At 33.4% G+C, this 25,235-nt stretch carries 16 protein-coding genes; all 16 read left to right on the top strand.

Annotated features, from left to right (window positions below; all coding sequences use genetic code 11):
* Nucleotides 1-20: 20 nt before the first annotated feature.
* Nucleotides 21-9,896 carry a toxin TcdB middle/N-terminal domain-containing protein gene (locus GFV00_RS02435; RefSeq protein WP_160556376.1) on the top strand — a complete coding sequence of 3,292 codons (9,876 nt, stop codon included), beginning with the start codon at nt 21-23 and terminating at the stop codon, nt 9,894-9,896.
* A gap of 3 nt (nt 9,897-9,899) precedes the next feature.
* A complete protein-coding gene (locus GFV00_RS02430; RefSeq protein WP_160556378.1) occupies nt 9,900-10,352 on the top strand; it encodes a hypothetical protein in 453 nt (150 codons plus the stop codon).
* 153 nt (nt 10,353-10,505) lie between these two features.
* On the top strand, nt 10,506-11,462 hold the full coding sequence (locus GFV00_RS02425; protein WP_160556380.1) for an RHS repeat-associated core domain-containing protein: 957 nt from the start codon (nt 10,506-10,508) through the stop codon (nt 11,460-11,462).
* Nucleotides 11,463-11,474: 12 nt separating this feature from the next.
* Nucleotides 11,475-11,882 carry a hypothetical protein gene (locus tag GFV00_RS02420; protein ID WP_160556382.1) on the top strand — a complete coding sequence of 136 codons (408 nt, stop codon included), beginning with the start codon at nt 11,475-11,477 and terminating at the stop codon, nt 11,880-11,882.
* A 233-nt stretch (nt 11,883-12,115) separates the two neighbouring features.
* Nucleotides 12,116-12,766 carry a hypothetical protein gene (locus tag GFV00_RS02415; RefSeq protein ID WP_160556384.1) on the top strand — a complete coding sequence of 217 codons (651 nt, stop codon included), beginning with the start codon at nt 12,116-12,118 and terminating at the stop codon, nt 12,764-12,766.
* Between the two features lie 593 nt (nt 12,767-13,359).
* The gene (locus GFV00_RS02410; protein ID WP_160556386.1) at nt 13,360-14,151 is read left to right on the top strand and encodes a hypothetical protein; all 792 of its coding nucleotides are present in this window, start codon (nt 13,360-13,362) and stop codon (nt 14,149-14,151) included.
* Nucleotides 14,152-14,162: 11 nt separating this feature from the next.
* Complete coding sequence (locus GFV00_RS02405; protein WP_160556388.1) at nt 14,163-14,903, top strand: hypothetical protein; 741 nt, start codon at nt 14,163-14,165, stop codon at nt 14,901-14,903.
* 311 nt (nt 14,904-15,214) lie between these two features.
* Complete coding sequence (locus GFV00_RS02400) at nt 15,215-16,129, top strand: hypothetical protein (RefSeq protein ID WP_160556390.1); 915 nt, start codon at nt 15,215-15,217, stop codon at nt 16,127-16,129.
* A gap of 14 nt (nt 16,130-16,143) precedes the next feature.
* Nucleotides 16,144-16,461, top strand: a complete 318-nt coding sequence (locus tag GFV00_RS02395) for a DUF1493 family protein (protein WP_160556392.1) — start codon at nt 16,144-16,146, stop codon at nt 16,459-16,461.
* Nucleotides 16,462-16,994: 533 nt separating this feature from the next.
* Nucleotides 16,995-17,519, top strand: coding sequence for a hypothetical protein (locus GFV00_RS02390; protein WP_160556394.1), 525 nt, complete (start codon nt 16,995-16,997; stop codon nt 17,517-17,519).
* Between the two features lie 601 nt (nt 17,520-18,120).
* The gene (locus GFV00_RS02385; RefSeq protein WP_160562683.1) at nt 18,121-18,819 is read left to right on the top strand and encodes a hypothetical protein; all 699 of its coding nucleotides are present in this window, start codon (nt 18,121-18,123) and stop codon (nt 18,817-18,819) included.
* 12 nt (nt 18,820-18,831) lie between these two features.
* Nucleotides 18,832-19,176 (top strand): hypothetical protein, encoded by a 345-nt coding sequence (locus GFV00_RS02380; RefSeq protein ID WP_160556398.1) that lies wholly within the window; start codon nt 18,832-18,834, stop codon nt 19,174-19,176.
* 550 nt (nt 19,177-19,726) lie between these two features.
* Nucleotides 19,727-21,631, top strand: a complete 1,905-nt coding sequence (locus GFV00_RS09750) for an RHS repeat domain-containing protein (RefSeq protein ID WP_255448745.1) — start codon at nt 19,727-19,729, stop codon at nt 21,629-21,631.
* Nucleotides 21,632-21,648: 17 nt separating this feature from the next.
* Nucleotides 21,649-21,993: an immunity 53 family protein gene (locus GFV00_RS02370; RefSeq protein ID WP_221411021.1), complete on the top strand. Its 345-nt coding sequence runs from the start codon at nt 21,649-21,651 to the stop codon at nt 21,991-21,993.
* A 226-nt stretch (nt 21,994-22,219) separates the two neighbouring features.
* Complete coding sequence (locus tag GFV00_RS09745) at nt 22,220-24,412, top strand: RHS repeat domain-containing protein (protein ID WP_185149972.1); 2,193 nt, start codon at nt 22,220-22,222, stop codon at nt 24,410-24,412.
* Between the two features lie 24 nt (nt 24,413-24,436).
* Nucleotides 24,437-25,156: a hypothetical protein gene (locus GFV00_RS02360; protein ID WP_160556401.1), complete on the top strand. Its 720-nt coding sequence runs from the start codon at nt 24,437-24,439 to the stop codon at nt 25,154-25,156.
* Nucleotides 25,157-25,235 lie beyond the last annotated feature (79 nt).

Below are 25,235 nucleotides of genomic sequence, written 5' to 3'. Positions count from 1 at the left end.
ATAATTAAAAATTTTGTACTATGAAATTAAATTCAAAGCAAGCCAGGTTTGTTTCATTAGTGTTACTTACCACCATGGCATTACAAAGCTTTTCCCCATATATCCCTATTTTAGAACATAAAAAATATAAAACCAGGGAAAAACGCGTTACTTACACAAAAAATATTAAAATTGATCAAATAAGTGCAGACTCTAACAAGTCTGAAGAGCACGAATTAAATTATTTAAAAATTCGCAAAGAAAATCAAATAGATAAATCTAATACTTCTCTTTCTACTCTTTATAGTTCGAAAACTAAAGAAGGGATAATTGGAATATTGGATGATAAAAATTTTGATAATCCTGAAGATAACATATTTACGGTCTATATAGATCAGAAACCATTACAAAATCAGAAGGCATACTTAATTTATGAATTATACGGGGTTTCCGATAAAAATGGAATTTCAAAGAGTATTAATGATCGAATAAGCAGAGGGGGATACTTGGTAAAAAAACATTATAATTGGACTAAGCAAAAAGAACCTATAAATTCTAACTGGTTACAACAAGGAGAAAATTATATTCAATTTTCAATACCTAAAGATGCTACTTATGGTTACAAAATTAAAAATTTAAAAATTGAAATTGAAAAACAGGGATCTATTTTAGAACCTCTCCAATGGGAAGCTATATACTATAAAGGAGGGGACACCTATGTAAAAGGATATTTTCCGGAAGAAAAAAATCGTAAAATACAGATCAATGGTGTTCAGACTACCACTTATCAAGGTGAATTTGAAGCAATTCTTTCTGGAAATGTAAATACCATAGAATTAGTATCTGAAGGTAAAACATATGTAAAAGAATCAACCATATTATCCGGTAAGCCAGATTTTACCAATTTATTACAATCAGCTTTGGATCAAAAACAAATTTGGTTTAAAAAAGATAAGGAAACTAATGAAATTAATCTTTTAGGAGCTGAATTACTGGCAAAAGGTATAAATCTTGATTCGGATAAAAAAATAAGTATTCAAGGCCTTCGCGATGTGGATATGCCGGCATTGGACATGGGCATGAAAAATGTCACTGCAAAAGCAGATGGATATAAATTTTTACCACACGGAGAACATTTTAAAGAAGGAGCTACCATCAAGTTAGCCTATGATCGAACCAAAATTCCAAACGGTTATACTGAAAAAGATATACACACATATTATTTTGACTTAGAGAGCCGTCATTGGGTCGCTTTAGAAAGAGACAGTGTAGATACTAAAAATCAGGTAATCATATCCCGAACTACTCATTTCACCGATATGATTAATGGAGTAATACAAGCGCCTGAATCTCCTGAAACAAACGGTTTTACCCCTACAACTATGAGCGATATCAAAGTTGCCGATCCCTTGTCAAAGGTGAATTTAATAAGTGCACCGAGTGCTAATAATCGTGGATCCGCAGCATTAAGTTATACCTTTGAAATGCCACCTGCTCGTAATGGAATGAGTCCATCCTTAGGTATCCAATATAATAGTGATGGAGGAAGCGGATGGTTAGGCGAAGGCTGGGATATGAATATTCCTAGTATAACAGTAGATACTCGTTGGGGAGTACCGAGATACGATACCTCAAAAGAAACCGAAACCTATACGATGGATGGGACCCAGTTGGTAACCCTAGGAGCCGATGGAAATACGTCCATAGCCCACAGAGGAGAAAAAATAGCCAGAAAATCAGACCGCTTATTTTATTCCAGAAAAGAAGGGAGCTTTGCTACCATTCAAAGGAAAGGAACTAATCCGGGAAATTATACCTGGGAAGTAACCAACAGAAAAGGGGTTAAATATACTTACGGAGGAAATGGAGGAATACTTAAAGGAACTGTTACCGATATATCAGGAAAGAGCAAAGACGTAATTACGGAATGGAAAGTTTCCAGAGTAGAAGAACTACACGGAGATTGGATTGAATATATTTATGAACAAGTGGAAGAACCGGTAAAAGGAGGTTTGAAATCCAAAGCTTTATATCTTAAAGAAGTACATGCCGGTAACAAAGGACAAAATCCGCATACAGTGGTTAAATTCACCTCTGCTAAAACTAAGCAAAAAGAAACAAACTCAGCTCGATATGGATTTTTTACCTCTTCTAATCGTTTACTTACCCATGTTGAGATAGACTTTGAAGACAGCAAATTAAGAGAATATGAATTAAAATATAAATCCGGAGCATTTTATACAGATCTTTTAGACCAGATAACGCACAAAGACGATAAAGGAAAAGAATTTACCTCCAATCGTTTTGATTATTATGATGATGTTAAATCACAAGAGGGGTACATACCTTTTAACCAGCAAGAAGAAGTTTGGGCAAGATCTGGCGAAAAGATAAATCAAAGTAAAACTACCTCTTATGGAGGATCTTTCTATACCGGAGTAGGAATTTTTAATGGAGATGCCATATTTAACAGTGGAACCTTGGGAGGCAGCTACAGTTATAGCAATAGTGTAACCGAAGGTAAATCGACTTTTATAGATATCAACGGTGATGGTTTAACGGATAAAGTATATCAAAAAAATGGAGTATTATATTATGAGCCTCATTTGTTAACACCTATAAAAGGGGAAAAATTTGGTAAGCCTATTGCTATAAAAGGTATAAATAAATTTTCTAAAACAAAGTCAACCAGTTCCAATGGAGGTGGCTCTGCCCGAGCAGGAATTGGTTTAGCCTCTGCAACTGTAGGTATCAGCGGAGGGACAACTAATACAACTACAACCGTCTATTTTGCAGACGTAAATAGTGATGGGTTAATTGATCTAGTATCCAACGGTAAGGTGTATTTCAATCATATTACCCGAGATAGTGATGGTAATTTGATTCCTTCCTTTACATTAGAAAGTTCATTAACTCCAAGCCCGATTATGGGAGGAGGAACTATAGATAGTTCCGACACTGCAGTAGATCCACAGGAACAAAAAGATCTTATTTATAATTCTCCACTTTATGATGTAGTAAAAGTATGGGAAGCACCTTTTGACGGCAAGATAAAAATTGAAGGAAATGTACAGCTTCAAGCGCCAACGGGAGATTATGACACCGAAGAATATGAAAAAGCCGATGGGGTAAGAGTTGCCATTCAGTATAAAGGAAAAGAAAAATGGAATAAGAGTATAAATAAAGGTGATTTTACTAATTATCCTGCCAATGTAAAATTATCCGAGACTGTAAAAAAAGGAGATAAAATCTATTTCAGAGTTCAATCAGGAAACCAGGAAATGTCTAATGGAAGCTTTGATCAAGTACAATGGAATCCCGTTATAACCTATGAACAAACTACCATTGTTGAAGCAGACTTAAACAGTATAAATCCTGACGGGCAAAAAATGTATCGTTTTCCATCCTCAGAATCCCACATAGCTTCACAGGATGTAGCAACCAGTGTCGGTGATTATAAAAAAGCCGTAATATTTGGAACTTTTGAAAAACCGATCACATCTGATGACGTTACGGTAAAAGTTATTCAAACCAATGACAGTCGTTCCGAGGAAATTATAGTTTATGAAAAAACATTTAATTGGAACGAAACTCATCAAGGAAATTTGGAAATACCTGTACCCGAAAACAAAAATTGGACAAACTTTTATTTTGCTTTGAGTTCACCCAGTCAAGTGAATTGGAAAAAAATTAGTTGGAAACCACAGATAAAATTAGATGACAGTCAAGAGGCAGATCCGGGAAGTGTTAATTATAGCATTTACCATCAAAAATGGGAAGGAAGTTACTATCCTTTAGTTTTTGAAAATGCCGGCCAAACTAAAAAAATATCACTTACATTTCAAGCGCTGGCAAATGATCCTATGAATTCTTATCTTTTGAATGGAGAACTGGCCATTACCATCAAGAAAAAAACAGGATTATTGGGAAGATATAAAATCAGAGTTGAGAATGGAATTGTCGTTACCCCACCTCTCATGGATTTGGAAGTAGCAGCCAATGAGTCTTTAACTGAAAATATTTGGGTGGAAGCTTTCACCAAAGATGCAACGATCATCAAAAATTTGAAAGCTTTAACTTTTACTTTGCAACCCGAAAACGGATTGTCGTCTAATGGATATGCAAATATTTTTGTAAAAGATTCAGACAAAGGTTTCGGACCAATGTATCGCGGTTGGGGGCAATTTATTTACAATGCCAATGCCGGACGTTATGCACGTCCTATAGATGAAAAGGAATTACAATTGCCGCAGAATGAAAATGCTGATATGGATCCTCGTACCATGATTTTTATTCCGATGGGATTAGATAATGAAACCAAGAGTTATTGGACAGGAGCCGATCGATATGTATATATAAAAGAAGGAATTCTAAGTGCTTCTCGTTTAGGAGAAAAAGAGGTTAAACTTACCAATCCATTGGAAGGATTAAGCAGTAAATCTCCATCTTCCGGTAGCTGTATACAGGGGTCTTCAGCATTGGGGGTCAAATTAACCAGCAAGTCAAAAAACACGACTAAACAAGCAGGAGCGTCATTTGGTATTGGAGTAAACTATAATGATTCCGAGGGTAGTGATGAGACAACAGTATCTTTTTCAGATATGAACGGAGACGGATATCCGGATATTATAACCAAAAATAAGATACAATTTACCAATACCCGTGGGGGATTTGACGGAGAAGTGATTGATTCACGTAACGGATTTGAAGGCAATCATCGTAGTACCAGTAGTAGTCAAGCAAATGTTTTCGGATCTATTCCGATTACAGCTTCTTCAATTGATACTAAACTAACTTTAGGCGCAAAGAAAAACTCTATAGATATTAAATCGGCTCAATTGGGTATAGGGTCTTTAAGTCTTTCCGTAGATAGTCCACCAAAAATGAAAGAAAAGGTTGAACATACTTTAATGGATATTAATGGAGACGGTTTGCCGGATAAAGTTTATAAGAATGGTAAAGTACGTTTTAATCTAGGTTATAGTTTCAGTCCGGAAGTTGATTGGGATATAAACGATATACAAACCGGAAAATCTGAAACATTCACTGGTGGTGCGGATATGCCTATAAAATCTTTTGATAAAGCTTCATCCAGTTTTTCAGGGGGAGTTAATGTAACAACTGTAACCAATACATCCAACTTTAAGTTAATGGATGTAAACAGTGACGGTTTAGTAGATAAAGTGCGCATTAACGAGGGAAAAACATGGGTATCACTAAATAAAGGAGCCTCTTTTGCTCCGGAACAAGAGTGGAAAGAGATGAATCGTATAAATAAAAATTCTTCCGTCAGTATTTCAACCAATGTTTCCTATACCGTGAATATAGTCATCCCACTATTTGTGGCTCCACCAATAAAGTTATCTTTAAATCCGGGAGTAAACTCTTCCAATTCCACCAGTCACACAACCTTCGAAATCAAAGATGTCGATGGGGATGGATATCCGGATATGGTATGGACAGATAATTCGGGAAGTATAAAAGTGAAGCGCTCAACCATTGGAAGAACCAATAAATTGAGCAAAGTATCCAATTCCATAGGGGGAAAATTCATGCTTGATTATAACCGTTCCGAAGCTACTTATGAACATCCGGGAGGAAAATGGGTGTTATCATCTGTAGAAATTGACGATGGAATTCATGATGATGGAGCCAATAACCGTATGGAATATCGTTATCTGGAAGGAAAACAAGACAGACATGAAAGAGAATTTTTAGGCTTTGGAAAAGTAGAAAAAATAAGTATAAATACCGAAAACAACAATCAAGTATATAGAAAAACCATTGATGAATATGATGTTACGAATTACTATACTTCAGGTAATTTATTAAAAACAACTATTACCGATGCTCAAGGGAAAAAATATGCCCAAACTGAAAACAAATATTATCAATACGAAGTAAAACAAAAGGATAGAAACAACTATAGCATTTCTTCCAACATAGTATGTTCTGATGATCAAGCGTCGTTTACTCCCCTACAATATACCCGCAATACAGTGTTTGAAGGTAAAGATCAAGGGATAGTAACCAATGAAACCTGGTATTCGTATGACTTGGCAGATCAATACGGAGAACTTTCCAACTACCGATACAGTGATAGCGGAAATTTAGGCGAAAACGGAGCAGGAAGCTATAACTATCAAACATCCGTTTCCTATACCTCTAATCCTAATAAGAACATTTTCGGATTACCGGTAAAAGTTCAAGTCAAAGGATCAGGCGGAAGTGTTCAAAGAGAAGTAACGGCAGAGTATGATCTAAACTATTCAAATCATCTTACCCGAGTTCGTCAAAAACTCAATGATAAAGAAGAATCGGTAACTGATATAACTTACGACAAGTACGGAAATATTACCCAAAAAACTTTACCAGCCAATACTAAAGGCCAAAGAATGTGGTATAAATATCGATACGATAAAGATTACCATATGTATGTAGAGCGTATTGATAATGCCTATGGATATACCAGTTTATTGGAAAATTATGATTATCGCTATGGAATACCATTATCCAGCAAAGATATCAACGGATATTTTACAGAAACCACAATAGATAATCTGGGAAGAATTGAGACCATAACCGGACCTAATGAATTGGAATTGGATTTACCTTATACTATAAAATATAAGTATAATCCGTCAGTAGTTTTAAATTCAGATGGAGACATTGAAAACCCTGCTTATGCAATAACTTATCATTACAATCCGCAACACCCAACAGAGGATATAAAAACGTTAAGTTTTGTTGACGGAGCAGGAAGAACCTTGCAGGTAAAAAAAGACGGAGTGATAACCAAGACCGATGCAAACGGAAGTAATCCTCAGGACGAAAAGGTACTTATAGTAAGTGGAAGAAATATCCTTGATCCATTCGGACGAGTAGTAAAAAGCTACTATCCGATTACCGAATCGCCGGAACATGCCATAGAATTTAATCGAAACTTCGATAAAGTAAACCCAAGTGTAAGCAACTATGACCTGTTAGACCGTACCGTAGCAAATATCCTTCCGGATTCCAGTACTCAAACCACCGAGTATACAATAAATCCGACTGAAAGACAGCAAGTAACCATCTTTACGGATGCTATGGGAGGAAAACAGAAAACCTATGCCAACGGATCGGGTCTTACCGTTAAGACCGAACAACTATCCGGCCCATCAGGAATAATTACTACCCGTTATACTTACGATGGCATCAATCAATTATTAGAAGTCATCGATACCGAGGGACAAATCACTCAATCGAAGTATGACTTAGCCGGAAGAAGAATTCATTTATCACATCCAAGTGCAGGAATTACCCAATTAAGTTATGATGCCTTAGGAAATGTAATAACTCGTCAGACTTCCAACTTAGAAAAAACAAATCAAAAAATAGAATACGAATATGATTATACCCGATTAAAATCAATACATTATCCGGAACATCCACAAAATAACGTTACCTATTACTATGGAGATAAAAATTCAAAATATAATCGTATAGGAAAAGTGATGTTGCAAGAAGATGCAACCGGAGCTCAGGAATTTAAATATGGAACCTTAGGAGAAATCACCGAAGTACGGCGTACGGTTATAATACCTAATCAAGCAATCGCTACCTACGTAACCCAAACCAAGTACGACAGCTGGAATAAACTAGAGCAGATCATCTATCCGGATCAAGAAAAAGTAGATTATATCTATAATACGGCAGGGTTGTTAACCGGAATAAAAGGAAGCAAAGCTTATAGCTATGACTATGTAAACAAAATAGGCTATGATAAATTCGAACAAAGAAATTATCTTAAATATTGCAACGGCTCAGAAACCACTTATACCTATGATCCGGAAAGAAGAAGACTTAGTGATTTACAAGTTTGGGTATCACCGAAAACGCAAGGTGGAGGTGTAAGAACTCAGATCATTAGTAACAAATATACGTATGACGCTGTTAGTAATGTATTAAGCGTATCCAACCAAGCCCCACTACCGCAGGACAACAAAAAGACTATGGGAGGACAAATGCAACATGAATATGCATATGACGGACTTTACCGCTTAGTACAAGCACAAGGGACCTACACAGGTGCGGATAACAAAACGGCCGCATATAGCTTGCAAATGGGCTACGATAACTTACATAATATCGTAAGCAAAAACCAACAAGTAAGTCAACAAGGCATAATGATTGAAGGCGGATTAAAAGCAGGTTATGACTTATCGTATACCTACGATTCAACGAAAAAGAATCAAATAAAAACCGTTCAAGACATAAATTACAGAGAAGAAGAAAGTCAAGAAGAAGAAAAACGCCAAGAGCACAAGAATTACCACTATGATTTAAACGGAAATCTAACCTATGTAAATGTAGAATTAGAGAAGAAGGATTTAAGAAAAACCAGCCAAACGCAAGAAAGGAAATTACGCTGGGATGAAGAAAACCGATTAATGTCCATAGATGATAATGGGTATGTAAGTAACTATGTGTACGATGCTTCAGGAGAACGAGTAATCAAAACAAGCGGCGAAAGCGAGCAAGTGTATATCAATTCCTTATTCTCAGGCGGCAATACCGAAACACAAGGATTCACGGCCTATATTAACCCTTATTTAGTAGTAAGTCCTAATGGAAAATATACCAAACATTACTACGCAGGAAGCCAACGAATAGTAAGTAAGTTGGGAGATATAGAAAGCTTTGGAGCAGATCCGAGAAGAATAGAGTATGCAGGATCAAGCGTACCCGGAGTAACGATCAACTGGAAAGCGAAATACCAAAGAAGCATTGAAGACTTAAAAGGGAACTATGCGTACTTTGAAGTACCGTATAACGGAAAAGACAATGACGATTACGTAAACGGGGAAGGCTTCTGTTGTTCTCAGAATACAGCCTTAAGAGCAGGGATAGGAATCGGCAATGTGAATTATGAGAAAATGCAGTATTATTATCACCCGGATCATTTGGGCAGCTCAAGTTATATCACTAACTTAGACGGCGAAATAGTACAGCATGTAGAATATGTACCGTTTGGAGAAGTATTTATAGAAGAAAGAAATAACAGCTGGAATACCCCATATTTGTTTAATGGAAAAGAGCTAGATGAAGAAACAGGACTGTATTATTATGGCGCAAGATACTATAATCCAAGGGAATCTGTTTGGTTAAGTGCGGATCCGTTAAGTGGATATAATCCGAATAATGAAACTGAGCATTATATAGATGGTCAGCATAATGGAGGAGTTTATAATTCATTTAACCTAAATACCAATATTTATTGTTATCATAATCCAGTTAAGTTAGTAGATCCTAATGGGAAGCAGACGGAATTTTGGGATACCCAAGAGCCGACCATGGCAGAATATATAGTAAGTTCGACAGTAGGCTTTATAGGAGATGCCAGAGCAGGAGTAATGAATTTAGCTTCGCGAATACTAGGGGTAGAAAGCCGATATAGAGGAGATGGCGGTATAGGAGTAGTAAAATTACCTGAGGGTTCCACTACCAGCATTGTAGAAGATATATTAGATGCAACAGTAGGAATAGTAACAGCCAGATTTGGAGTATCAGGAGGAGTATTAGCTCAGGAGGTAAAAGGAGGTGTAAACGAAGGTAAAAATATAGTAAAGGATATTTCTAAAACCAGTAGAGAAGCTAGGAGGGATGTTATGAGAAAAGAAGGGATACCAACCAGCCAACAGCCAGTGTCTCAATCTAAAAATTCAGCAGGAAGAGAATATACTTATGAAGTTTCAAAATCATATGGAGGTGTACAAAAAAAATCTGTACAACAGCAAACAATGGATAGAAGTCATCCAGGAGAAAAACATTGGGAAGGCGGATATGTTAAATTAGATTCAAGAACAGGTGAAATTCGAATGAATAATTATGGAAGACCTAAGTTGGATAGTAATAAATCTAAAGTTGATTATTAGCAAATGGAAGATAAAGAGACATTAGAACAGAAGAAAAGGAGAATTTATGGTCGACAGTATTTAAAATATTATTTGGAGGAATTAAGTAATATTTTAACTAGAAATATTGACTCAAAAGATCTGTTATCAATTATTGCTACCGATAAAATTGCTCAGCATAAAAGAGGTGAGTTAATAAATAAACATATAATTTCGTTTAGTAATAAAGAAAAATTAAGAAAAATATTAACTGAATATGTGAATAGTAAAAATTTTTATTTATTTATATCTCATAGTTTAGATTGCGGTACTCTTGAAATTAATTTATTTACAGATTTTAATTTTGATTTTAATTTTAAAGATTTAAGTTCTCAAATTATTACTTTGCTTAGTATTGATTTTAAGGAAGAAATTATTTTAGATTATTATGAAGAAGATAATATAAAATATTTAGAAGTGGAAATTTTTAAATCATGATGTTAAATTAATTGTTAAAAATCTTATATAGAAACAACCCCGCAACTTGCGGGGTTTTTAATATAAATTAAAATACCAGAAAGAAAATGAAGAAAATCTTTTAACAAAAAGATAAAAAAATATTTTATATCAAAAAAAAGTATTTTTATCATTATGATGATCATTAGAAAGAATCCCTATTATTCACTATTTCTGAGGAAGAATCACACGGCTTTAGACGAAGGAAACGCACGCAGAGCTGAGTTGGATGAGTATTATTATGGAGCAAGATACTATAATCCGCGAGAAAGCATCTTTTTAAGTGTAGATCCCTTATATGATAAAACAATGTTAATATATCAGTATACCTATCAGAACCCAATAAAGTATACAGATCCAACAGGAATGAAAACAGAAGGAGTAGATCCAGAGAATGAGACAGTATTACCAGAAATAGTAGTAGAAGGAAAAAGAAGACCGTCCAACAATGTAGTTACCAAGCAACAGCAGGAAAAAGAAAGACGCTCAAGAGAAGCCTATCAACGATATTTGGATGCCTATGGCGGAAAACCCTTAATGCATACAGATGATGTAAAGAACTGGACTTTAGGAGCATTATGCGTGATTTTCGGACCGGTTGCGGCTTATGAAGGCATAGCAGCAGGAGTCTTTAGTTTATCCGGAGGAGCAACAACTACAGCCGTTTTAGGTATAGTAGGCACAGATGCTGCCGTACAAACGACGGCAAACATGACTACAAACGGCGGAGATTTGACCAAAGCTATAGGAGATGTCAACCTTACCCAGAGTGGCTTAGCGGGCCTGGGAATGAATTATGTTGGAAATGCCTTGCTATCTTCAACAACACAAATAACTGTTGGAAACCCTACTAAAACAATATTCAATGGAACAGTGAGTAAAGGAGATTTTGTAACACAGGCAACCTTAGGCGTAATAGGAGGATCTGCAGCTACAGGAATCAGTGGTTCACAATTATTTAAAGGAACTGTAATCGGGACATACATGCAAACCAGCGTACGCTTTGGTCAAACAGCAGGAAGCAAGGCCGCAACCGTACTTATGAATGCCCCGGATTATGGAGTCAATGTAATTCAAAATAAATTGGATTAGAAAATAACCCTAATGAATAAGTTTATAGAAACTTTACGCTATTATTGGACTCGAGACTCAAAATGGAATTATTTATTTATTATAATACCTTTTATATTGCTGTATATGCATATAAGTTACAAACATAATCCTGTAGAATATGGCAATTACACGATAGGATATATAGATCGGATCTATTGGCCTATAGTAAATCATAAAAAAGTAAGTTATGAATATACCGTAAATGATAAAGTATATTCAAGTAGTAGTATATATAGGGATAGTGCAGATCCCAAGGTAGGACATTATTATTTGGTCCAATTTTCATTGGAGGATAATAGTTATTCAAAAATATACCAGGATATTCCTGTTCCGGATAGCATAAAGCAAGCTCCGCCGGGAGGCTGGAAAGAACGTCCCGAATGGGCAAAAGGTAAATAGAAATCAAAAACCTCGCATTATGCGAGGTTTTTTGATTAAATTATTAATTTTTCAAATTAACAAAAGATAGCTATATTAGTGGAAAATAATTAGATAAATAAACATATATTTACTAATATGAAGCAAAGTATTTTGATGTGATATAAAGAGTTTGGTTAAGTGCAGATCCATTAAGCGGATATAATCCGAATAATGAAACCGAGCATTATATAGACGGTCAGCATAATGGAGGAGTGTATAACTCGTTTAACCTTAATACGTATGGATATTGTTATCAAAATCCGGTTAAGCTGGTTGATCCTAATGGAAAGCAGGCAATAGCAGGAGCACTAATAGGAGCAATAGTAGATTATGGAGTTCAAGTAGGGGTAAATTATATAGAAGGAAAAAGAGGAATAGAAGCATGGACCGATATAGATTATAAATCCATAGCAGTATCCGCAGGAGCGGGGGCCTTAAGTGCAGGAATAGCTATAGCAGCAAAAGCCAAAAATGTAGGAAAAGTTGGAACAGCCATTATAGAATTAGCTACAGATACAGGAATAAGTGTTGCTAGTCAGGCTATTAATGAAGGTGAAGTTAGTGCAGGAGAAACAGTTGCAGATGTTGCAATCGGACAAGGAGTAGGAAAAGTAACAGGAAAATTATTAAAGAATACAAAAACAGCTAAATCTTTACAAGTTCAAGTAAATACTCAAAAGAATATTGCCAGAGGAAAATCTAATACAGTACCAAAATCTAAAGCAGATGTTAAAGGCGCACAAAAAAAGTTAGATAGATATATTAATAATAGAGCAATGGGAGCATCTACAGCGGCATCTGAATTAGGTAGTGAGATAATTAAACAATCTAATTCAAAAGATAAAGATAAGGTTAATAATTAATAAAAAAGTATTATACGAATTATGCGTTTTTTAGAGAATAACTTTACATATATAGTAATTACTGTTTGTTTTATTTTTTTACTTTTTGAATTACCAATAGAAAAATGGTATGTTATTTTGATAATGATAGCTGTTATTTTGTTTTTAGGTTGTTTATTTGCATTTATACAGGATTTTATTTATAAAATAATAAGATATTTTACCAAAAATAAAAAATAGATTTTTGTATTATTAAATATCGTAAAAAGTATACCATATTTACGGATAAATAGAACTACAAATAAATATCAAAGAAAAGTGGAACTTTTAAGTTCCGCTTTTTGTATTAAGGAGTATTATTTTGGTATATAACATTATATGAGGAAATCCATTTTTACGTAGTGGATAAGAGCAAGGTGATTGTAAAAGCATATATAATAATCAAGAAGTTGTTTTACGAGAACACCGGATGATTCATAGTCAAGATAAGAGAAGAATTAACAACATTACAGAGGTAATTTAGAAAAGAAAATTTTGTATGATATAAAAAGATAAATAATTTTTAAAAAATTAAGTATTAAAAGCTAATTTAGCTAACTGAGCTATTTAAAAAAATGTATTATTACGGAGCAAGATACTATAATCCAAGAGAGAGTATATGGTTAAGTGCGGACCCATTAAGCGGATATAATCCGAATAATGAAACCGAGCATTATATAGACGGTCAGCATAATGGAGGAGTTTATAATTCATTTAATCTAAATACCAATATTTATTGTTATCATAATCCGGTTAAGTTAGTAGATCCCAACGGAAAACAAGCATATTTCCAAGGAATGTTTAATCAATCGTATATGAATGCATTATCAGCGCAATCTCAGTATCAGCAATCACAGGGTAATAATAGTTCAACTTCAAAAGAAACATCTTCTTTGAGTTCTTCAATTCGTAATACAATTTTCACGAATACATCAAGTATTTCATATGAAAAAAGTCTTTTTTATGAAAATATTTTAATGTCAGCAACGATGAATACAACGACAACAAAAGGAAGTCCAGGAATTTTTAATTCAGATGTTAAATTTACAAGTGGAAAATCAACGTCATATGAAAACCAGGCAGATTTAGGAATACTTAAAAGTAATGTAGGATTTAGCAAAAGTGATATTTCTGCAAGTGTTGGTGTGTCATTGTTAGGAACTTATGATGTTTCTGTTGGGGTGAAATTAACACCAGATATATTAAATTCTGAAATTAATATTGGGATTTCAGAAAATATAAATAGAGATAATACCAGTACAGGATTAAATATAGGTATAAAACCTGCAGGAGCTCTCATATTAATAGGTACAGCCAGAAGTGGAAATTTAACTCCACCTCCAATTTTGCAACCAGCAGTAAATTAATTTAGGAGATTGTGAAAAATATAAATTTATTTAGAAAGGTTTTAAGAGGATTTATCTTATTGGGTTTAATTTATGTTGTTTATAGTTTTATATATTATTTTTGGTCTGCCAGCAAATTAGTTGATATGCACGATATTAAAATATACAAAATAGGTAAAATATTAAATATACCAGAAGATAGGATAAAGTACTTCAGTGAATATAATTTCAAGGATAAATTTTTTTCATCAGAAGGTATGGTAGATGATAAATATTATTTTATAGTAGTTAGGATAGGAAATTTAAAAGATAAATACAGGCCTATTTCTGATGTTATTCATATTTCATCTAAACCATTTTCTACAATTAATCAGGAAAATATCTTTACAAGAAATGATTTTATTAATAAACCTTCAAAAAGTATTCATAATCCTTATCTTTTATCTTTTAATACTCATACATTTCCAGTAGAGTTAGGTACTATATTGGTTTATACTAAACAGAATATGAAAGTATATAACAGTATAAATAATGATAATTTATTAGAATTAAATACTGATTCAAATGAAATTTCATTTAGTTTTAATAATACATTAGAGGAAGATATGACATTTAAGTCCTATAGAAATCAGAATGTCAATATATTGATATATAAGGATAATAATGATGTATATCTAATGATTTTATCTTCAAGAATTGATGTTATAGATGGAGAAATATTTCCAACATCACCTACTTTATCAACTATTTCGGAATTAACAAGTAAAAATTAAATTTAAATTTATTTTGGATAACAAAAAAGAGGAGCATTTGCTCCTCTTTTTTATTGAAGTTTACTTATTTCTCATATCCCATAATACCAGTTCATCGAGGGGATAAGAGCCAGGTGATTGTAAAAGCATAGAAACATATTTCAAAGTTTGTTTTTCGGAGCTATGAGGAAGATTCATAGCCAAGATAAAAAAAATTAGTAACGTTACAGAGGTAGTTTAGAGAAATGAGAATTTTGTATGATTCAAAAGATAAATTAATTTCAGAAATAATGATAAAAAAGCTAATTTAGCTAATTGAGTTATTTAAAAAAATGTATTATTACGGAGCAAGATACTATAATCCAAGAGAGAGTGTATGGTTAAGTGCGGACCCATTAAGCGGATATAATCCGAATAATGAAACCGAGCATTATATAGATGGTCAACATAATGGAGGAGTTTATAATTCATTTAACCTAAATACCAATATTTATTGTTATCATAATCCGGTTAAGTTAGTAGATCCCAATGGGAAGCAGGCTTCATCAGTTTATGGTTTAGATTCAGCGGAATTATTAAATTCATCAAATTTTAATACTTCTACTTCAAAAATGACAGGAGCTTTCTATGGATCGGGTAGAACGTTAAATTATTTAGGAAATAATAATGTTTCAACTAGAGCAAAATTGGGTGCAGCAGTAAAAGGAACTAATGTAACAATAGGTACTTCAAAAGCTTCATTATATTTTAGAGATAAGAGTTGGGCTAATAAACCTTCAGGAATTTCGGCTGCCACAGCAAAAAAAATTAATGAAATAGTAGGCTCTCCAATAACACATCATAAAATAGGGCCAGCGATGGGAAGACTCACTCCTGTGTTAGGAAGAGGATTAGTAGTAGGAGGAGTAGGAATGTCAATATATAATATTTCAATATCAGATAATAAACCAATTGCCACAATAAGAGAATCAGGAATTTGGGGCGGGGCTATAGCTGGAGCGGAATCAGGAGCAACTTTTGGTGGAGTTATTGGAGGTCCAATAGGAGCAGCTGCAGGTGGAATAGGAGGTGGAATATTAGGAGGAATATTAGGAGAGTCAGCTGTTAATAGTCTTCTCGAACCTATAACCCCATGTGGATCATGTATTAGGCCAAGTGATAATTATTTGGAAAGCGGAATGAGGATAGACGGGGGCTTACGAGCTATTCAAGATAGAATTAATCAAAATGAACAAATTTCACAGTAAATAATGTTTTTAAAATGGAACTTACATTATATAATTTAATAGAAGTTATATCTGCGGATTTATGTATCGAGACGAGAAAGATTAATAAAAATACTGTGATTTCAAAATATACTGATGGATATCCAGCTGAAGATTTATTAAATAAGATTGAAAAAGATTTTAATGTTTCATTTGAAAGTTTTGATTTTTATAAATATTTTCATAGTGAAATTGAAATAACAAAGAGTATATCTTTTTTAAATTTATTGAGATTAAGAAAGATTAGAGAGATTAAAAAATTAACAGTAGGAGAGTTATATGAATATATGAAGAATAATAAAAAACAAGAATAAATTGTAAAAAACCTGCAAATAGCGGGTTTTTTTAATTTTAACTATTAATCATATCCAAAAATACTAATTCGTCTTAGGAGAATAGAACCTGAATAATTACAAAAGTATTATAATATCCCAGAATTTTTTATTGAACCTTTTGGTGCTCTATTGTTAAATAATAGTAAATTTATCAAGGATACAAAAAAAGGTGAGAAAAAAAATAACATTGCAAGATAAAAAAGATAAATAAATTTTAAATTAAGTATTAAAAGCTAATTTAGCTAACTGAGTTATTTGAAAAAAAGTATTATTACGGAGCAAGATACTATAATCCAAGAGAAAGTGTATGGTTAAGTGCGGATCCGTTAAGTGGATATAATCCGAATAATGAAACCGAGCATTATATAGATGGTCAACATAATGGAGGAGTTTATAACTCGTTTAATCATAATGCCTATGGGTATTGTTATCAGAATCCTGTTCTATTAGTATATCCCAACGGAAAGCAAGCTATAGCAGGAGCAGTAATTGGAGCAATAGTAGATTATGGATTGCAAGTAGGGGTAAATTATATAGAAGGAAAAAGAGGAATAGAAGCATGGACCGATATAGATTATAAATCCATAGCAGTATCCGCAGGAGCGGGGGCCTTAAGTGCAGGAATAGCTATAGCAGCAAAAGCCAAAAATGTAGGAAAAGTTGGAACAGCCATTATAGAATTAGCTACAGATACAGGAATAAGTGTTGCTAGTCAGGCTATTAATGAAGGTGAAGTTAGTGCTGGAGAAACAGTTGTAGATGTTGCAATCGGACAAATAGCAGGGCAAGTAGCAGGAAAATTATTAAAGAAAACAAAAACAGCTAAATCTTTACAAATTGAAGTAAATACTCAAAAGAATATTGCCAGAGGAAAATCTAATACAGTACCAAAATCTAAAGCAGATGTTAAAGGCGCACAGAAAAAGTTAGATGTCTATGGAGCTAAAAGAACAACCTCAGCTTCAACAATAGCATCTGGAGTAGGTACTGAGACAATAAAACAAATGGAGAATAATAATGAGCATAAAAAAGAATAATTTTCGAAAAAAATTTGTAAAACTAGTGAAAAATAATCCTAGTACATTTATAACTATTATATTGTGGATAATTATAAGTATAAAATATATTTATGAGAACAAGTGGGAAATTCCAATTATATTATTTTTAGTAGGAATTATGTTAGGATGTGTTTATGGAGGATTATTTCGAATTTTATATTTTTTTAAAAATAAAAAATAGTTTTTATTAAAAAATAATTAAATAAAAAGAGGGGTATTTACTCCTCTTTTTTACTGAAGTTTACTTATTTCTCATATACTACAATTCCAGTTCATCGTGGGGATAAGAGCCAGGTGATTATAAAAGCATAGAAACGTGTTTCAAAATTTGTTTTTCGGAACTATGGGGAAGATTCATAGCCAAGATAAAAAAGAATTAGCAACATAAAAGAGGTAGTTTAGAGAAATGATAATTGTAAGTGATAAAAAAGATAAATAAATTTTAAAATTAAGTATTAAAAAGCTAATTTAGCTAACTGAGCAATTTGAAGAAAGAAAGTAATTTAATGAAACAAGATACTATAATCCAAGAGAAAGTGTATGGTTAAGTACTGATCCATTAAGCGGATATAATCCGATTATGGAAGTAGAACACTACATAGACGGGCAACACAACGAAGGAGTGTATAACTCGTTTAACCTTAATACGTATGGATATTGTTATCAAAGTCCAGTTATACTGATTGATCCAAATGGAAAACAAGTAGGGACAAGAATTTTACTAGTAACACCAGAGCCCACAATGGCAACTAAAGCAGCTGGAGTTGTAGTAGCAGTTCATGGAGCTGATGTAGCTAGTTCCGGATTAAAACAAGTTTGGACAGGAGAAGAAGAAAGTTCACTTACTAGTCAAGGCTTACAAGCCGCAGGAATGTCAAAGCAAAATGCAGAACTTGTAGATGCAAGTATTAGTATAGTAGGTTCAGCTGGTGCAGGTACTATTAGTAATGCTTCTAAAACGAGTGCAGTTTCAAAATCGTTATCTGGGACTAGTACGTCAGCTATTAGATTGAATCATATATTTGGAAAGGAAGAGCATGCTCTAGATGGAATTGTAAAGCAATATGGTTCTCAAGAAAAAGCTTATCATGCTGTGCAGAAAGCAGCTAATGAAGCATTAAAATCTGGTAAATTAACGCCAAATGCAAAAGGAGTTTTACCAACAGGAGATTCAGGAAATATAATACAGGTTGGAAAAACTAATGTAAGACTTATTGGGGGATTGGTAAAAGATGGTAAAGTAGTACTTTCATCCTTTAGTAGAAAAGGGCTTAAATAGTATTTAATTGATATGGAAAATTTGAATGAACTTGAAGTTTTAATTTTAAATAAACTATCATTGAGATATCCAGCTATTTCGTATCATATTCCTTTCTTGAGAGTATCTAGTAGGGAGTTTACAGGAGTAGGAATGTATGTTAATTTTTGTTATATTGAAACGAATCAGAATATACCAATTATTGAAATAGATAATGGTTCAATAAGTACAAATGAGCTTATAATGACTAAAGGATTAAAGAATGGATTGGGGTATGAAGTAGATATATTAGATGGTTTTATCAATTTTATAGAGTTTGTTTCTAATGGAGAGGAGTGGGATGGAAGTTTTAAAGAATACAGATTTGAACCTTTTTAAATAAAAGCTAATATGTAGTAAATAAAAACTTTTCTTTCACTTTTTTAGATTGCAACTAAAAAGTTATAAATATTAACTTAGATAAAAAAGCCTGATGTTGTATCAGGCTTTTTTTGTTTAAAGTTCTTTGTAATTAGGTCTAGCAGTTTCTATTCAGTTTCAGGATTGAGAGAACGCATAAGGTTAAGGATGTTAAAAATGTCCCACTTGAAGTGTTCCGAGATATTAGGATAAGAGATATCCATCATTAGGGCGGTTTGCGTTTGTTTACATAGTGATTTGAGAATAAAACCTAGTTCCTGATAAGATTCTAAAAAGGGGAGATTTTAAAGATAAGATAAAAACTCTTTAAGGTTTAGGTTTTCATTTGAAGACTTGTTTTATGTTGTCATGATAAAAAAGTGTTAATTTAACGAAAAAATCAGGTCGCTGACAAGGAATTCTACTAGGTAGAAAATTACAAGTTTGGGTATCACCGAAAACGCAAGGTGGAGGTGTAAGAAATCAGATCATTAATAACAAATATACCTATGATGCTGTTAGCAATGTATTGAGCGTATCCAACCAAGCCCCGCTACCTCAAGACAACCAAAAGACTATGGGGGGACAAATGCAGCATGACTATGCCTATGATGGACTTTACCGCTTAGTACAAGCACAAGGAAGTTACACAGGAGCGGATAATAAAACGGCCGCATATAGCTTGCAAATGGGCTACGATAACTTACATAATATCGTAAGCAAAAACCAACAAGTAAGTCAACAAGGCATAATGATTGAAAGCGGATTAAAAGCAGGTTATGACTTATCGTATACCTACAATTCAACGAAAAAGAATCAAATAAAAACCGTTCAAGACATAAATTACAGAGAAGAAGAAAGTAAAGAAGAAGAAAAACGCCAAGAGCACAAGAATTACCACTATGATTTAAACGGAAATCTAACCTATGTAAATGTAGAATTAGAGAAGAAAGATTTAAGAAAAACAAGCCAAACGCAGGAAAGGAAATTACGCTGGGATGAAGAAAACCGATTAATGTCCATAGATGATAATGGCTATGTAAGTAACTATGTGTACGATGCTTCAGGAGAACGAGTAATTAAAACAAGCGGCGAGAGCGAACAAGTGTATATCAATTCCTTATTCTCAGGCGGCAATACCGAAACACAAGGATTCACGGCCTATATTAACCCTTACTTAGTAGTAAGTTCTAATGGAAAATATACCAAACATTACTATGCAGGAAACCAACGAATAGTAAGTAAGCTGGGAGATATAGAAAGCTTTGGCGCAGATCCGAGAAGAATAGAATATGCGGGATCAAGCGTACCCGGAGTAACGATTAACTGGAAATCGAAATACCAAAGAAGCATTGAAGACTTAAAAGGGAACTATGCGTACTTTGAAGTACCGTATAACGGAAAAGACAATGATGATTACGTTAACGGGGAAGGCTTCTGTTGTTCTCAGAATACAGCCTTAAGAGCAGGTATAGGAATCGGAAATGTGAACTATGAGAAAATGCAGTATTATTATCACCCGGATCATTTGGGCAGCTCAAGTTATATCACTAACTTAGACGGCGAAATAGTACAGCATGTAGAATATGTACCGTTTGGAGAAGTATTTATAGAGGAGAGAAATAACAGTTGGAATACCCCTTACTTGTTCAATGGAAAAGAGTTGGATGAAGAAACAGGACTGTATTATTATGGAGCAAGATACTATAATCCTAGGGAAAGTATATGGTTAAGTGCGGATCCGTTAAGTGGATATAATCCGAATAATGAAACTGAGCATTATATAGATGGTCAGCATAATGGAGGAGTGTATAACTCGTTTAACCTTAATACGTATGGCTATTGTTATCAAAATCCGGTCCTATTAGTAGATCCTAATGGAAAGCAATCAGTAGGAGCCGCAGTAGGAAAAGTTGTAGGAAGAAAATTTTTAGGAGAAAAAGTAGGAGGAATAGTAGGAGGGATAGTAGATATTCCAACCACAGTATTAGGAGCAGTATTGCATTCAACAAGCTTAAATGAAGGTGAATCAAAATGGTTAGAGGAAAAAACTAAACGAGATTTAGAACAGCATGGAATTAGATTATTGTCGGAAGGAGATACTAAATCCGGAAATGATAAAGTAGAATCAAAAAATAATGAGTCTCAAAAAAATTCAACAAGAGGAAGTAATAATAGAAAACCAGCAGATGATGCAGAAGGAGATCATACTGTAATAAGTGAAAGAGGAAATACTACATATAAACGCAATGATAATAATCCAAATAAAAATTCTAAAGGAGTAGGTTTTGAGAAACAGAAAAGTGTTGACTATAAAGGTAAGCCACATAGAGATTCTAATGGAAATCAAATACCTACCCCTCATGTTCATGAAGGAAAGGATATAAGACCTGCTGTTCCTGGAAAAGATATGCCAAAGAAATTAAACCCCTAAAAATTATGGAAAAAGATATGTTAGTATGGTTAGAAGAATGGTATGCATCTCAATGTGATGGATATTGGGAGCATAATTATGGAGTTAAAATTGAAACTTTTGACAATCCAGGATGGGGATTGAAGATAGAGTTGGAAGATACAGGGATTAATATTGATGATAAATCTTGGGTTAAGATAGAGATTTCAGAAACTGAATGGATAGGTTATAAAATTGAAAATGGAATTTTTGACGCTTTTGGCGGAGCACATAAGCTAAATTTATTAATTAAAATATTTAAGTTGTTAGTAGATAATGGAGATATAGATGAGATGAAAGTTAGAGAGTATTTACAGGATAGTAAGCCAGATATTTTTAATTAATAGTAATATTAAAATAACCCAAACCCAGCTCCAAGCGGGGTTTGGGTTTTTATTTACTCTTTATTTAATAAATGGAGTAGTTCTAGTTCATCCTCAAGAATGAGCGTGCGCTTAAGTTGGAAGGGATTGTAAGTTAACCCAAACCAAGTACGACAGCTGGAATAAACTAGAGCAGATCATCTATCCGGATCAAGAAAAAGTAGATTATATCTATAATACGGCAGGGTTGTTAACCGTAATAAAAGGAAGCAAAGCTTATAGCTATGACTATGTAAATAAAATAGGCTATGATAAATTCGAACAAAGAAATTATCTAAAATATTGCAACGGCTCGGAAACCACTTATACGTATGATCCAGAAAGAAGAAGACTTAGCGATTTACAAGTTTGGGTATCACCGAAAACGCAAAGGTCAGGAGTAAGAACTCAGATTATTAATAACAAATATACCTATGACGCTGTTAGCAATGTACTAAGCGTATCCAACCAAGCCCCACTACCGCAGGACAACCAAAAGACTATGGGGGGACAAATGCAGCATGACTATGCCTACGACGGACTTTACCGCTTAGTACAAGCACAAGGAAGTTACACAGGAGCGGATAACAAAACGGCCGCATACAGCTTGCAAATGGGTTACGATAACTTACATAATATCGTAAGCAAAAACCAACAAGTAAGTCAACAAGGCATAATGATTGAAGGCGGATTAAAAGCAGGCTATAACTTATCGTATACCTATGATTCAACGAAAAAGAATCAAATAAAAACCGTTCAAGACATCAATTACAGAGAAGAAGAAAGCAAAGAAGAAGAAAAACGCCAAGAGCACAAGAATTACCACTATGATTTAAACGGAAATCTAACCTATGTAAATGTAGATTTAGAGAAGAAAGATTTAAGAAAAACCAGCCAAACCCAAGAAAGGAAATTACGCTGGGATGAAGAAAACCGATTAATGTCCATAGATGATAATGGATATGTAAGTAACTATGTATATGATGCTTCAGGAGAACGAGTAATTAAAACAAGCGGCGAGAGCGAACAAGTGTATATCAATTCCTTATTCTCAGGCGGCAATACCGAAACACAAGGATTCACGGCCTATATTAACCCTTACTTAGTAGTAAGTCCTAATGGAAAATATACCAAACATTACTATGCAGGAAGCCAACGAATAGTAAGTAAGTTGGGAGATATAGAAAGCTTAGGCGCAGATCCGAGAAGAATAGAGTATGCAGGATCAAGCGTACCCGGAGTAACGATCAACTGGAAAGCGAAATACCAAAGAAGCATTGAAGACTTAAAAGAGAACTATGCGTACTTTGAAGTACCGTATAATGGAAAGGACAATGAAGATTACGTTAACGGGGAAGGCTTCTGTTGTTCTCAGAATACAGCCTTAAGAGCAGGTATAGGAATCGGAAATGTGAACTATGAGAAAATGCAGTATTATTATCACCCGGATCATTTGGGCAGCTCAAGTTATATCACTAACTTAGACGGCGAAATAGTACAACATGTAGAATATGTACCGTTTGGAGAAGTGTTTATAGAGGAGAGAAACAACAGTTGGAATACCCCTTATTTGTTCAATGGAAAAGAGTTGGATGAAGAGACAGGACTGTATTATTATGGCGCAAGATACTATAATCCAAGAGAGAGTGTATGGTTAAGTGTAGATCCTTTGGCAGAAAAGTATCCGAATGTATCGCCGTATGCGTACACATTCCAGAACCCGATTAAGTATATAGATCCTCGAGGCTTAGAAGGAGAAGGAATTGATCCTGAGGATCCGACTGACCTACCTGAAGTTGTAATTACGGGAAAACGAAGTAATTGGTTTAATAGAAATATTTGGAAGCCATTAAATGGTATCTTAAGAAATATAGGTAGTAGTGGCTCTAGGAATGATTATATTTCAAGTACTAAATCACAATCTCAAATAATGTCAATACCAAAAAATATATTTTTATCTGCTTCTATAAATAATACAACAACATTTGGAAATTCAAAAGTGATAAATATAGATAATAAAGTGAATTTTAATATATCTGATAACACTAAAGAAATTTCGCAAGATTATCAGTTAGATTTAAATATAATAAAAGGTAATATAGAAGTTACAAAAAAAAGTTTAGGAGCAGGAGTTGGCGTTTCTCTTTTAGGTCGTTTAGATTTTAATATTGGAATTAATCTAAATGCAGATATTAAGAATAGTGAAATTTATTTCAGTGGAAGTGAGAATATAAATAAGGACAATAATTCCAATGGTTTTAGTGTAGGAATTAAACCAGTTAGTATAATTATAGGAACTATAAATAATGGTTTAAGAAGAATATTACCTCCTACCTTACTGGAACCTTCACTTTGTACTCCAATTTTTGGGCCTATTAATCAAGAACTCGAAATTCATTAATTTAAAATTTCTAATATATAAAGGATGATTACCCAAAGGACTTATATTAACATATTTAAGATAATAATCTTTTTAATAATAGTTTATATATTATATTTTTTTATCTCTGTATGTTTATCTAAAAGTAAGCTAATATCTAAAGAAAATCATGGAGAATTTAAACTATCATCTCTTTTAACTATAAAAGAAAATAGGATAGAGTATGAATCTTTATTATATAAAGAAGATAAATTTTTTGGAGCTAGAGGGGTAATAGATAGTTTTTACTACTTTTCTATAATAAAAATTGGAAAGGTAGATAATAAAGATTTAAATGATATAATAAAATTTAGAACTACCGAAATTCCTAGAAGAAATAAATGGTTTAATTATGATATTATATCACCAGATCCTACTAGTATAAACGTGAATTTTAATCCATTTTTTAATATTTATGTTTTACCTTTGGCTAATAAAGTTGATTTCATTGAGATATATGTAAATGGAAAGGTTTTAACGCATTATTTCAATAATAATTATATAGAATATCAAGTTAATTCATCTAATATAGATTTAACTTTTAACAATTTAGATAAAAATGATTTTGGTTATATTGGATTCAAAGAGTTATCTAGTATAGTATTTATAAAAGATCAATTGAATTTATATATAATGAATATATCACCAATTATTAAACTTGAAGAAGATGGGAGTTATAGATTTAAATCTCCTTATAAAAGTTTAAAAGAAATATTGCAAGAATAATTATATAATTATTTTAAAATTCTAACAAAAACCCACTACTATGTGGGTTTTTATTTTTAGATAATATTATTCTTACAGG

Origin of the sequence: Apibacter sp. B3935, assembly GCF_009827705.1 — a bacterium.
Taxonomy (GTDB): domain Bacteria; phylum Bacteroidota; class Bacteroidia; order Flavobacteriales; family Weeksellaceae; genus Apibacter.
Note: the sequence above shows the minus strand (reverse complement) of the source record. Positions and strands in the feature narration are given on the sequence as shown.